General features: G+C 73.5%; 11 protein-coding genes. 6 read left to right on the plus strand and 5 right to left on the minus strand.

Features of this window, described 5'->3' with window-relative positions:
- Nucleotides 1–219: 219 nt before the first annotated feature.
- Nucleotides 220–1,743 (plus strand): protein kinase, encoded by a 1,524-nt coding sequence (locus ACFYXC_RS17345; protein ID WP_389552260.1) that lies wholly within the window; start codon nucleotides 220–222, stop codon nucleotides 1,741–1,743.
- Nucleotides 1,744–1,812: 69 nt separating this feature from the next.
- Here the strand turns inward: ACFYXC_RS17345 and ACFYXC_RS17350 are convergent, their stop codons facing one another.
- Nucleotides 1,813–2,865 carry a PucR family transcriptional regulator gene (locus ACFYXC_RS17350; RefSeq protein WP_389552263.1) on the minus strand — a complete coding sequence of 351 codons (1,053 nt, stop codon included), beginning with the start codon at nucleotides 2,863–2,865 and terminating at the stop codon, nucleotides 1,813–1,815.
- A gap of 587 nt (nucleotides 2,866–3,452) precedes the next feature.
- On the opposite strand from ACFYXC_RS17350, the gene ACFYXC_RS17355 reads away from it, so the two are divergent.
- Entirely contained in the window at nucleotides 3,453–3,938 is a 486-nt protein-coding gene (locus ACFYXC_RS17355) for a cation:proton antiporter regulatory subunit (RefSeq protein ID WP_388917714.1), read from the plus strand.
- A gap of 3 nt (nucleotides 3,939–3,941) precedes the next feature.
- Complete coding sequence (locus ACFYXC_RS17360) at nucleotides 3,942–5,174, plus strand: cation:proton antiporter (RefSeq protein WP_389552266.1); 1,233 nt, start codon at nucleotides 3,942–3,944, stop codon at nucleotides 5,172–5,174.
- A gap of 301 nt (nucleotides 5,175–5,475) precedes the next feature.
- Here the strand turns inward: ACFYXC_RS17360 and ACFYXC_RS17365 are convergent, their stop codons facing one another.
- Nucleotides 5,476–6,051, minus strand: a complete 576-nt coding sequence (locus tag ACFYXC_RS17365; RefSeq protein ID WP_388917720.1) for a TerD family protein — start codon at nucleotides 6,049–6,051, stop codon at nucleotides 5,476–5,478.
- Nucleotides 6,052–6,139: 88 nt separating this feature from the next.
- On the opposite strand from ACFYXC_RS17365, the gene ACFYXC_RS17370 reads away from it, so the two are divergent.
- Entirely contained in the window at nucleotides 6,140–6,529 is a 390-nt protein-coding gene (locus tag ACFYXC_RS17370) for a BlaI/MecI/CopY family transcriptional regulator (protein WP_388917977.1), read from the plus strand.
- Between the two features lie 91 nt (nucleotides 6,530–6,620).
- Here ACFYXC_RS17370 and ACFYXC_RS17375 read toward each other — a convergent pair whose 3' ends face one another.
- Nucleotides 6,621–7,595, minus strand: a complete 975-nt coding sequence (locus tag ACFYXC_RS17375) for a sporulation protein (RefSeq protein WP_389552269.1) — start codon at nucleotides 7,593–7,595, stop codon at nucleotides 6,621–6,623.
- 304 nt (nucleotides 7,596–7,899) lie between these two features.
- Between ACFYXC_RS17375 and ACFYXC_RS17380 the strand changes: the two genes are divergently transcribed.
- The gene (locus ACFYXC_RS17380; RefSeq protein ID WP_389552271.1) at nucleotides 7,900–9,336 is read left to right on the plus strand and encodes a hemolysin family protein; all 1,437 of its coding nucleotides are present in this window, start codon (nucleotides 7,900–7,902) and stop codon (nucleotides 9,334–9,336) included.
- Complete coding sequence (locus ACFYXC_RS17385; RefSeq protein WP_389552274.1) at nucleotides 9,333–10,364, plus strand: hemolysin family protein; 1,032 nt, start codon at nucleotides 9,333–9,335, stop codon at nucleotides 10,362–10,364. The genes ACFYXC_RS17380 and ACFYXC_RS17385 overlap by 4 nt, the downstream gene beginning before the upstream one ends.
- Before the next feature lie 87 nt (nucleotides 10,365–10,451).
- Here the strand turns inward: ACFYXC_RS17385 and ACFYXC_RS17390 are convergent, their stop codons facing one another.
- Nucleotides 10,452–11,081, minus strand: coding sequence for a hypothetical protein (locus ACFYXC_RS17390; RefSeq protein ID WP_389552276.1), 630 nt, complete (start codon nucleotides 11,079–11,081; stop codon nucleotides 10,452–10,454).
- 602 nt (nucleotides 11,082–11,683) lie between these two features.
- On the minus strand, nucleotides 11,684–12,583 hold the full coding sequence (locus tag ACFYXC_RS17395) for a hypothetical protein (protein WP_389552279.1): 900 nt from the start codon (nucleotides 12,581–12,583) through the stop codon (nucleotides 11,684–11,686).
- Nucleotides 12,584–12,806: the final 223 nt, after the last annotated feature.

The raw sequence follows: 12,806 nt of genomic DNA on the forward strand, positions 1-12,806 counted from the left end.
TGCGGGCCGTGGGGGCTGGTCGCGCAGTTCCCCGCGCCCCTTGCGGGGCGGGGGCGTGGAGGTCACAACACCGCTGTCATGAAACGGTGTTGGCGGGGCCGGGGTCGGAAGATCGGTACGCTGGGGGCGCCGCGAACCCCCACCCCGCGCTTCTGCCCCGCAGAAACCGCGTCCGCGGCCGTCGTGTCGGTCCACTGCTGTGTTGAGGATGATTCGCTGGTGCTCGTCGCGGAGCGGTATCGGTTGCAGGCGTCCATCGGCCGGGGCGGCATGGGCGAGGTGTGGCAGGCCACCGACGAGGTGCTCGGCCGGGCCGTGGCCGTGAAGCTCCTGCTCGGGGACGACGCGGACAGCGCGGCCGCCGCGCGCTTCCGGCTGGAGGCACAGACGGCGGCCAGGCTGAGCCACCCGTACGTCGTCGCGGTCTTCGACTTCGGCGCCTGGGACGACCGTTTCTACCTGGTCATGGAACTCGTCGAAGGCCGGAGCCTCGCCCAGGAGCTGACCGCGTCCGGCACCCTCGGCGCGGAACGGGTGGCGGTCATCGCCGCCCAGGCCGCCGCCGGACTCGCCGCCGCCCACCGCGAGGGGATCGTGCACCGGGACATCAAGCCCGGCAACCTCCTCGTGGACGCCCACGGCACCGTGAAGATCGGTGACTTCGGCATCGCCCGGTTCGTCGACGACCCGGCGTCCGCGCTCACCACCGCCGGCCAGATCGTCGGCACCAGCCTCTACCTCGCCCCCGAACGCGCCCTGGGCCGCCCGGCGTCCGCCTCCTCGGACGTGTACTCGCTGGGCTGCGTGCTGTACCAACTCCTCACCGGCAGACCGCCGTTCCAGGGCGAGAGCGCGACGGTCACCCTGCACCAGCACATCGACATGGCGCCGGTGCCGCCCCGCGAGCGCGGTGTCCAGCTGCCGCCCGCCTTCGAGAACTACCTCCTTGGCCTGCTCGCCAAGCAGCCGGAGGACCGGCCCACGGCCCAGGAGGTCGCGGACTGGTTCGGCACCGGGGCCTGGCAGGGGCGGGCCGAGCCGCTGCCGGTGGCCGCCGAGCAGCCGCGGACCCAGGTGTCGCACGCCGCGCCGCCGCGGCCCGGGGCCGACGACTCCGGGGCCCCGACGACGTACCGGCTGCCGCCGGCGACCGCCCGGCAGGGCGGGCGCGCCGCCCGTGCCGCCCGCCCCGGACCTCCCTCGCCCTCCGCCCACGCGGCCCCTTCGGGGCACTCGCGCCGCGCACGGCCCACCGGTGGGAGCCGTGGCGGGGTCGGGACCGCGGTCCGCCGCCGTCCCCGGGTGTTCGGCGTCCTGGCCGGTGCCGTGCTCTTCGTGCTGGCCGTGTTCGCCGGGATGTCGATGTTCTCGCCGGACACCACCGGAACGAAGTCCGGGTCACCGGACGCGCCGTCCTCCGCCGGCCCGGACGAGGAGTCGTCCGGCGGAACGTCCGGCGGGTCGGTCACCGGGGAGCCGGTGGCCGGTACGGCGGACGGGAACCAGGAGGCGGGGACCCCGCCCGACACCGGTTCGGCACCCATCGCGTCCCCCTCCTCGCCGGACGTGGCCCCGGTGGACGTCCCGGGCCCCGCCGGGGACAAGGGCAAGAACAAGAAGGACGAAGAGCGGGACAAGGCACAGCAGGACCAGGAGCAGGACCAGGTGCAGGAGCAGGGGAGTCTGCCGGACGGCGACGCCGGTGACGACGGGGACGAAGACGGAGGGGACGGGGAGGACTGACGGACCGGAGGGGCGTCGGGGCGTCGGGGCGTGGGAGCCGGGCGAGACGGAGGGGGCGGGGGGAGACCCTCAGAAGTCCTTCTCCGGCCAGTCCAGCAGCCGTGCCCCGATGACCGCGGTCTGCAGCGTGTACCGGTGCAGCGGGTCCGCCGGATTCGCCCCGGTCAGCTTGTGGATGCGCGCCAGCCGGTAGGTGAGCGCGCGGACGCTGAGCGACAGCCGCCGGGCGGCCTCCGCGGCGACACAGCCCGAGTCGAAGTAGGCGGTGAGGGTGTCGAGCAGCGGCTCGGCGCCGCCCCGGGCCGCGCGCAGCGGCCCGAGCGCGCTGACCACCAGGTCGGCCATGGCCTGCCGGTCCCGCGTGAGCACGGGGTAGACGAGCAGGTCGGCCGAGCGCAGCACGGGGGTGTCGAACTCCAGGCGGTCCGCCAGGTCGAGGGCGTTCAGGGCCTCCTCGTAGGACTGCACGACCCCGCCGGGGCCGGGCTGGGAGCGGCCGATGGCGACCTGCCCGCCGTCGGTGGCCGCGTACGCCTGCTTGGCGAAGAAGGAGAGCACGTCGTCCTGGTCGCCGGGGGCGATGCACACCAGACGCCCGTCCTTGGTGGTCACCAGGATGCTGCGGTCACCGAACCTGGCGATGAGCGCGCGCTCCACCTCGCGGGGCACCGTGTCACCCTCGTCGTAGCCCGCGCCGCCCCGCGCCACGGCGACGGCGTGCGCGTGCGAGAGGCGCAGCCCGAAGCGTTCGGCCCGCTCGACGAGCAGCCCGAGGTCGCTGCGGCCGTGCAGCAGGTCGTCGATGAACTCCCGGCGTGCGGCCTCCTCCTGGCGCACGGCGAGGAGCTGGGCCCGCTCGTAGCCCTCGGCGAACGCGTCGACGGCCTGCTCGACGGCGGCGAGGGTGCTCGTCCCGCCCGTGGCGGGCCAGTGCACACGGGCCGCGGTGAGGTGCGCGCCGACCAGGGCGCGCAGTCCGAACCCCGCCTCGGCGGCCCGTTCGCCCAGCGCACGCCGGGACGCGAGTTCGTCACGGGTCAGCCGGCGGCCGGTCGCGGAGGCGTCGGCGAGGATGCGCGCGTACCCGTCCAGGTACTCCTCGGGTATGTCCCGCCCCGCCATGCGCTCCCCCGGTTCCTCGATGAGCCGTCGCCGCCTTTGTAGCGCATACGGGAGGGGTGCGGTGCGGCCGGTCGCGGGCTCGCTGCCGGGATACGGCAGGTGGGTGGGGTACGTCGGTGCTCCTCGGCACGGAGGCGGTTCCCGGGGGACGAAGGAGCGGGGCTCCGGTACCGGCCGTCAGCCGACGGTCTCGGTGCCGGAGCCCCGGTCCGTCCCCCGTGGCTCCCCCGTTTCTGCCCGCCCATCATGAACCGGGTGGGACGCCCGTCGCATTGCCGGACCCCGGCAGTCTTTACGCGTTCTTGGTGCCGGGTGACCCGTACGCATCCGCGGCGGCCGTGACCCAGGGGCCGGCGCGGCATCAAGAGAGCGTGATGACTGCCCGGTCACGGCAGTGTGCACCCGTGTACGCCCCTGTCAGGATGCCGTTCGACCGAGGTGACCGGCACGGAGGGGGGACGGACCGGATGACGCTGTTTCTGGGTGTCGGCATCGCCCTCGTCCCCACCGGCGGCTGACGGAACCGTTCCGTGGGCCCGCCGTAGGGTGAACGCGACCCACAGATCGCATCGGACAAGGGACCAGCCATGGGCACTCCACGCCTCAGCAGTACACCGTTGCCGGGAATCGGGGTGCGGTACGACCTCACGACCCGCGAGCAACGGCGCATCTCGGTGGTCGCGCACCGCGACGGCGGCCGGACGCTGAGCGCGTACCGGAAGGACGACCCGGACGCCTGCGCCCTCTCCGTCCGGCTCTCCGGGGGAGAGTCCGCGGCGCTGATCGACGCGCTGATGCCCGATCACCACAGCCCGAGCCTGCTCTCCACGACCGAGCTGGGCCTGGTGGCCGAACGCATCGAGCTGTCGTCGGTCTCGCACTGGAACGGGCGGCTGCTGGGCGAGACCTGCATGCGCACCGAGACCGGTGTGTCGATCGTGGCCGTCCTGCGCCGGGCCGAGGCCATCCCCTCGCCGAAGCCGGACTTCCGGCTGGCGGGCGGGGACACCCTGATCGTGATCGGCACCCGCGAGGGCGTGGAGTCGGCCGCGACGATACTCGGAAGGGAGTGACACGTGCATTCATCCGCGGTCTTCTTGATCGAGTTCGGCGCCATCATCCTCGGTCTCGGGCTGCTCGGCCGGTTCGCCGGACGTTTCCAGTTCTCACCGATCCCGCTCTACCTCCTCGCGGGGCTGGCCTTCGGTGAGGGCGGACTGCTGCCGCTGGGCACCAGCGAGGACTTCGTGGCGATCGGCGCCGAGATCGGCGTCATCCTGCTGCTGCTCATGCTCGGCCTGGAGTACACGGCGACCGACCTGGTCAGCAATCTCAAGACGCAGTACCCGGCCGGGCTGGTGGACTTCGGGCTGAACGCCCTGCCCGGCGCGGCGATGGCGCTGCTGCTCGGCTGGGGGCCGGTGGCCGCCGTCGTCCTCGCCGGCGTCACCTGGATCTCCTCCTCCGGTGTCATCGCCAAGGTGCTCGGCGACCTGGGCCGGCTCGGCAACCGTGAGACCCCGGTGATCCTGAGCATCCTGGTCCTGGAGGACCTGTCGATGGCGGTCTACCTGCCGATCGTCACCGCGCTGCTGGCCGGGGCGGGGCTGGCGGCGGGCAGTGCCACGCTCGCCATCGCGCTGGGTGTCGCCGGACTCGTCCTCGTCGTCGCGGTGCGCTACGGGCGGCACATCTCCCGGTTCGTCTCCAGCGACGACCCCGAGAAGCTGCTGCTGGTGGTGCTCGGGCTGACCCTGCTGGTCGCCGGGGTGGCGCAGCAGTTGCAGGTGTCGGCGGCCGTGGGGGCGTTCCTCGTCGGGATCGCGCTGTCCGGGGAGGTGGCGGAGGGTGCGCACGGGTTGCTGTCGCCGCTGCGGGACCTGTTCGCGGCCGTGTTCTTCGTCTTCTTCGGGCTGCACACCGATCCGGCGAGCATCCCGCCCGTGCTGGTGCCCGCGCTTGCGCTGGCCGTCGTGACGGCCGGCACGAAGATCGCCACGGGGTACTGGGCCGCGAAGCGGGCCGGTGTCTCCGTGAAGGGGCGGTGGCGGGCCGGGGGCACGCTGGTGGCCCGCGGTGAGTTCTCCATCGTGATCGCCGGGCTGGCCGTCACGTCGGGCATCGAGCCGCGGCTCGGGCCGCTGGCCACGGCGTACGTGCTGATCCTGGTCATCGTGGGTCCACTGACCGCGCGGTACGCGGAGCCGGTGGCGACGTGGGTGACGGGGCGCTCGCGCGGCCCCGCTCCCGCGGAAGCGGTCCCGGACCGGGATTTGCTCCCCACCCCGGACGCAACCGCGGAGCAGTAGCCCCGCTTGGTGCGTCGGGTGCGGGCCGCCCGTGGCTGGTCGCGCAGTTCCCCGCGCCCCTGAAGGCGGTTGCCCGCGGCCGTCCCCGAAAAGGCGCGGCGGGGCATGGTCAAAGGCCGGGGCGCAGCCCCGCTTTGAGGGGCGCGGGGAACTGCGCGCTCAGCCCCCGCTCGGCCGCACGTGGACACGACCCCGTGTCCGGGCCGGGGCGCAGCCCCGTCTTCAGGGGCGGCGGGAACCGCGCGGGCAACCCCCGCTCGGCCGCACCCGGCACAACACAGCCACCCCCCGGAGGGGTTCGTCAGACGCCGACGCCGAAGTCGGACGCGATGCCGGCCAGCCCGGACGCGTAACCCTGCCCCACCGCACGGAACTTCCACTCCGCACCGTTGCGGTACAGCTCCCCGAAGATCATGGCCGTCTCGGTGGCCGCGTCCTCGGACAGGTCGTACCGGGCCAGCTCGGCCCCACCGGCCTGGTTCACGACCCGGATGAACGCGTTGCGGACCTGCCCGAAGCTCTGCCCCCGGCTCTCCGCGTCGTGGATGGAGACGGGGAAGACGATCTTCGCCACCTCGGCCGGCACGGTGGCCAGGTTCACCTTGACCGACTCGTCGTCGCCCTCCCCCTCACCGGTCAGGTTGTCACCGGTGTGCTCGACCGAACCGTCCGGGCTCTTCAGGTTGTTGTAGAAGATGAAGTGCTGGTCGGAGAGGACCTTTCCCGACGCGTCGACCAGCAGCGCGGACGCGTCGAGGTCGTAGTCGGTGCCCGTCGTCGTCCGCACGTCCCAGCCGAGGCCGACCAGCACGGCCGTCAGGCCCGGCGCCTCCTTGCTGAGCGAGACATTGCCGCCTTTGGACAGGGAAACTCCCACGCTGATCTCCTTGTTGGTCAGGACGTACACCGTGGTGCAAAATCTACAGCACTGTAGAAAATAAGGAAGGAGACAGGACATGGCGGATATGGCGGACCGCCCCCGGCGCTCCCCGCGCAGGGGCCAGGGCGAGCTGGAGGCGCAGGTCCTGTCGGCCCTGCGCGCGGCGGAGGGTCCCGCGACCGCGGGCTGGGTGCAGGAGCGGCTCGGCGGCGGCCTCGCCTATACGACGGTGATCACGATCCTGACCCGGCTGCTGGACAAGGGAACGGTGACCCGGGAACGCGAGGGCCGCTCCTTCGCCTGGACCCCCGCCTCGGACGAGGCGGGTCTCGCCGCGCGCAGGATGCGCAAGGTGCTGGACGGCGAGCGGGACCGCAAGGCCGTGCTGACCAGCTTCGTCACGTCCCTGGGCCCGGACGACGCACGGCTGCTGCGCGACCTGCTCGGCCCTCCCGGAGCGCAGAACGGCGACTGACCGCGCCGGACGCGCCCCCGCCCTCCAGCCGGCGCACGGGGGAGAACCCACCACCGGATACGCCGGTACGGCCCCTACCCTCCTGCTCCTCCTACCCCTCCTGCCCCTCCTGCCCCTCCTCGCCCTCCGCCTCGCCCGCGTCCGTGAACTCGTCCGCGAACTCGGCCGCCACCAGCCCGCCCGCGACCCCGACGGCGAGGCCCGCCGTGCCCAGGGCCACCCCCGCGGCGACCCCCGTGCCGATGCCCGGCGCCGGCCGCTCGTGCCCGTACGCGGCGTCGGGACCGTACGACTCCCGGTGCTCGACCAGTTGCCGGACCCAGCCGTCGACCACGGTGTTCCAGTCCTGGTGCGCGGCTCCCTCGTGGGGGACGGTGAACCGGGCGAGCGCGTCGTCGCCCGAGGAGAGGGGCCCGCCGCGCTTGTCCGCCTCCAGGACGACCTCCATGGCGGCGGGGGCGGCGAGGAAGGTCAGCTCGATCTCGTTGACCGCGTGGGCGTACGCGGGCGACGGGGTGAGTTCCAGCTCCTGGTAGAAGGGGAGTTGCTGGCCCGTACCGCCGATCCGGCCGCGTTCCAGGTCCGCGGACCGGAAGCCGAAGCCGAGCTGTCCGAAGGCTTCGAGGATCGCCTCCTGCGCGGGCCGGGGCGCCACGTGCAGCCGGTCCAGGTCGCCCTTGTCCCTGGCGCCCGCCACCGACAGCTCCGTGCGCAGACCGAGGACGATGCCCAGCTCCTGCCCGTACAGCTCGGTGACCGGGGTCTCCCACGGGAGCGTGATCTCGAACGGTACGGTCCGCTCCTCGCCCCCGCCCAGGCGGAAGCCGCCGCCGACGGTGAACCGGTCGAAGACGACCGTGCCCTCGCTCTCCCCCTCGGCGTGCTCGGCCTCGACGCCCGCGACCAGTTCCAGCGCGACGTGTTCGATGTCGACGTCCGCGTCGCCGCCCCCGAGCCGGACCTCGCCCGACAGCGTGCCGCCGGGCAGGGCGGGGCCGGGGCTCAGGACCGTGTCCACCGTGGGGCCGCCCACGCCGAGTGATCCGAGCAGCCGTTTGAACACCATCGAGGGGTCCACTCCTTCATGTGCGCGTGGTCTGGCTCTACGAACATGTAGAAGATTACGGGCGGTCGTCCGTCCCGGATCCGGAGCCCCCGGCGCATCGCCCGGCCCTCCTCTTTTGCGATTCCTTTACACTGGGTGGGCGAGTGATGGCGACTCGCACCGACGACCCGACGACACGGACGAACAGTCGTGACGAAACCTCGCGACGACGAAGGAGCAGCGGTTCCACCATGGGTGAACCTCCCAGTATCAGCCGTGCCATGCCCGGCCCGAGACGCACGCGTACGGGAGCGGGGGTGGCACGGTGACCGAGATCCTGCTGCTCCTGCTCGCCCTCGCGCTCACGCTCGCCTGCGCGCTGTTCGTGGCGGCCGAGTTCTCGCTGACCACCGTCGAGCGCGGTGACCTGGAGCGGGCGGCCGAGGCGGGCGAGCGCGGCGCGGAAGGCGCGCTGAAGGCCGTACGGAAGCTGACGTTCCAGCTCTCCGGCGCCCAGCTCGGCATCACCGTCACCTCCCTGGTGATCGGCATGCTCGCCGAACCGTCGCTGGCCGTGCTGCTGCGCGGACCGCTGGAGGCGATCGGCCTGGGAGGCGCCGCCTCCTCGGTGGCGACGATCCTGGGCGTGGTGGTCTCCACCGTCGTCCTGATGGTGGTCGGCGAGCTGGTGCCGAAGAACTGGGCGATCTCGCGCCCGCTGGCCGTCGCGAAGGTGGTCGCGGGCCCGCAGCGCGGCTTCACGGCGGCGTTCGGCCCGTTCATCCGCCACCTCAACAACACCGCGAACCGTTTCGTACGCCGCTTCGGCCTGGAGCCCGCCGAGGAACTGGCCACCGCGCGCGGCCCGGAGGAACTCGTCGCGCTGGCCCAGCACTCGGCCGCTCAGGGCGCGCTGGAGCCGGACTCCGCTGAACTGTTCGTCCGTACGCTGCACCTGGGCGAGCTGACCGCCCAGAACGTGATGACGCCCCGCGTCGACGTGCGGGCGCTGGAGGCGCACGCCACGGCCACCGACGCCGCCAACCTCACGTACGCGACCGGTCTGTCCCGCTTCCCGGTCTACCGCGACACCCTGGACGAGGTCGTCGGCACGGTCCACATCCGTGACGTCCTCGCCCTGGAGCCCGCCGAGCGGGCCGTGACCCCTGTCACCGAGCTCGCCACGGCGCCGCTGCTGGTGCCGGACAGCCTGCCCGCCGACCGGCTGCTGGAGCGCATGCGCACCGCCCGCACGATGGCCGTCGTCATCGACGAGTACGGCGGCACGGCGGGCGTGGCCACGGTGGAGGACATCGTGGAGGAGGTCGTCGGCGAGGTCCGCGACGAACACGACCCCGTCGAGGTGCCCGACCTGCTGCCCGCCCCCGCCGCGGCGGACGGCCGCGCGGTCTGGGAGGCCGACGGGGGAGTACGGATCGACGAGCTGGCCGGGATAGGTCTGCGCGCGCCGGACGGGCCGTACGAGACGGTCGCGGGACTGGTCGCCACCCGGCTCGCCCGTATCCCGGCCGAGGGCGATGTCCTCGACCTGGACGGCGGCTGGCGGCTGGACGTCCTCGACGTCGAGCACCACCGGGCCGACCGCGTCCGCATCACCGGCCCGGCCGGCGCACCGGCCCTCGAAGCGACCCACGAACCAACCCACGACGCGACGCACGGAGCGACCGCGGGCCCGGCCCGCGAACCCGCCGTGGAGCCGGCCGTCGGGCCGGTCGGCCGGAGCGGACGGGAGTCCCGATGAGCACGTCCACCACCGTCCAGCTGGCCATCGGCGCCCTGACCCTGCTGACCAACGCGTTCTTCGTCGGCGCGGAGTTCGCCCTGATCTCCGTACGCCGCAGCCAGATCGAGCCGCTGGCCCAGGAGGGACACAAGCGGGCCCGGATGACCCTGTGGGGCCTGCGCCACATCTCGGCGATGATGGCGACCGCCCAGCTCGGCATCACCGTCTCGTCGCTGGTCCTGGGCGCGGTCGCCGAACCGGCCATCGCGCACCTGCTGGAGCCCGCCTTCGAGGCGGCCCACGTCCCGCACGGTCTGGTGCACCCGATCGCCTTCGTGATCGCGCTCACCGCGGCGACGTATCTGCACATGCTGATCGGCGAGATGGTCCCGAAGAACCTGGCGCTCGCCGCGCCGGTGCCGGTCGCGCTGCTGCTGGGCCCGGCACTGGTCGCCCTCACCCGGGCGCTGAAGCCGTTCGTGTTCGGCATCAACGCCTTCGCCAACGTCCTGCTGAAGCTGTTGCGCGTGGAGCCCAAGGACGAGGTGGAGTCGGCCTTCACGGACGACCAGCTCGCCCGTATGGTCGTCGACTCCAGCGAGGCCGGACTCCTCACGGCAGCCGACGGCGAACGGCTGCGCGACGCCCTGGAGCTGGGCACCCGCCCGGTCGGCGAGATCCTCGTACCGGCCCAGCGGATGCGTACGGTCGACGACACCGTGACCCCGGCGCGGCTGGAGCGGGCGGCGGCCGAGGCCGGCTTCTCCCGGTTCCCGGTGGCCGGCGGGGACGGCACGCTGCTCGGCTACCTGCACATCAAGGACACCCTCGGCGTCGCCGACCGCGATCGCCCCTTCCCGCGGAGCGCCCTGCACCCGGTGACCCGCGTCCGCATCGACACCCCGCTCGACGACACGCTCACCGCGCTGCGGGCCACGGGCAGCCACCTCGCGGCGGTGACCGGCGAGGCGGGCAAGGTGCTCGGCTTCGTCACGATGGAGGACGTCCTGTCGGAACTGGTCGGACCGTCCCCGGCGGGCGTCTGACCACCGGGGTCCGGCGCCGCGCGTGACGTGCGGCGCCGGGCACCGCCGGCCATCCCCGGCCGTCCACGCCGGCGGACCGACCGCGGGTCACCGCAGCGGTCTGCGGATCCACACCTCCCGGGTCACCGCTTCCGGGCCGGCGCCCGCACCGGCACCGGCACTGGAGCCGGTCCCGACACCGGCAGCGGTCCCGGCGCCGGGGATGGTGACGCCGGATCTCGACCACCCCCAGGCACGGAAGGCTTCTCCGGCCGCGGTCGGCGGGGCGTCGTCGCCGGAGCGCTCGGTGGCCGCGACCACCAGATCGGCGTCGGACCGGATCAGCAGTTGTTCGACCAGGCGCGTGGCGATGCCGAGGCGGCGGTGGGCCGGGAGCACCATCAGCTCGGCGAGCAGGAAGACCCGGCCGGAGGCGGTGAGTCCCTCGACGTCGGCGGGCAGCGCACCCCGCAGGTCCCGGACGTCCGGCCACCACTCCTCCCCGGTGGGCGGCACCCGGAACCCGTACGCGCAGCCGATCGTCCCGGCCGTGTCGGCGACGACCATGTCGAAGCCGGTGCGCTGCACATGCTGCTCCAGCCGGTCCAGGAACCCCTGCCGGTCACCCTGTTCCGCCCCTGCCGCGCTCCGGTACGCGCCGACGTGGACGTCCGCGACGGCGTACCGCTGTTGCTCGGCCTGCCACCGGGACAGTCTGCGCAAGTACACCTCTGCCATACGGGCCCTCCCCCGGTCGCGGGACGGGTGTCCCCGGACTCGGAATCATCACAGCAGGAGCGGCCGTGGTAAACGGTGCCTCGGCATCTGCCGGTGATGCCTTGTCACAGGGGACGGCGCCGCCGACGGGAGAGAATGACCCGCGGGGCTGGGCCCGGCCGCCGGTCTCGCCTACGCTCTGTACAGAATGACGAACAGGGCTCATCCTGGGCCCGTCAACGGTGTCGAAGTCGTTTGCGCGGCTTCCCTCGCGCCCCCGGCCCCCGGGTGCACAGCCCCTGATCCCGGGCGCCAGGACGAGGCGTTCGCCACCGCCGGGAGTATCCCTCTCCCTCTCTTCGTCTTTTCCCGCTCCTCCCGCAGCCTTCTCGTGAGCGGGCCCCTGTCCACATGTCCCTTGCGGGCGCCGACGGCGCACTCCCGCGTGCCGCCGCGACCGGACGAGGGATCTCCAGCCCTGTGACCGCTGCTGGGGGGCGGCGGAAGGGCGGTGCGGTCGCCGCCGGTGGGCACGACGCCGGCGGCGACCGGCACACCTGGGCACCCCTTCACACAGGGGTACCGGTGCACACGGAGGGCCGGTGCCCACGGGGTGCCGGGCGTCAGTCGAGGCACACCACGAGCAGGCAGAGCTGCGACGGGGCGGTGGCGCTGGGCGCGGGGCTCGCGGGCGACGCCCCGGAGTCCGGACCACTCGTCCCGCCCGAGCCGCCCGAGCCGTCGGTGGCGGAGGGCGCCGTGGACGGCTGCTGTGCCGCCGTGTCGGTCGGTCCGCCCGGGGTCGAGGACGAGGCAGCGGACGAGGACGAGGCGGAGGAGGCGCTCCGCGATCCGTGGCCGGACGCCGACGTCGTACCGGAAGAGGGCAGAGTGTCCGGCCGGGATCCCCGCGGTGCGACCGAGGCCGGGGCGGCGGCGGTCCGGCCACCCGGCCCGCCGCGGTCACCGGCGGACTCGGGGGACCGTGGGGCAGGGGCGTCCGAGGACCACCGGGCGTCCGACGGCGCCGGCGACGGGCGGGAGTGCCGCGGCGACTCCTCCTCGGCGGAGCCGGCGGCCCCGCCCATGGCCTCCGGGGCCGAGGCGGCCTCGGCGCGGTCGGCCGAGTGGTCCAGCGCGGCGAAGGTCAGACCCCCGCCGACGAGCGCGACAGCGGTCGCGACCACGGCCCGGCGCTGGCTCTTCTTCCAGCGAAGCCGCTGCCGGCGCCGGGCGGCCCGCCCCTGCGGCGCGGGCGCCGCCTCGGCGGAGACGTCGTCGTCCTGCGGATCGGAGGCGGCGGCGGGTTCCCAGACCGGGACGGGTTCCGGCACCGCGTTCGCGGTGGCCATGGTGACGCGGGGCTGGACGGTGTGCGAGGTGACGGCGACCGGAGCGATGTCGGGGGCGTAGGCGCCGCACCCGGGGCAGACCAGGGCGCCGTTGAGATGCCGACGACACGAGGAGCAGTAGTCCATCAGCGTCTTCCTGTGGGCGTACATGGGGAGGGGGAGGCCAGTCACGCTAACGACGCCCACGACGCTCTGTGTGCAGCCTGTGTGACACTCCTGCACGGATTCCCCGCCCGTCCTGTGCGCCCCGACACGCACCCGGACATTCAGGACGCGGCCCTTCAGTGGCTGCGCAGTCTTTCAGGGGTCCGGGAAACGGCCCGGTCCTTCAAAGGCGCGGGGAACGGCCGATCTTCCCAGGGGCGCGGGGAACTGCGCGACCAGCCACGACGCA

The organism is Streptomyces sp. NPDC002701 (assembly GCF_042889045.1).
Classification (GTDB): Bacteria; Actinomycetota; Actinomycetes; order Streptomycetales; family Streptomycetaceae; genus Streptomyces.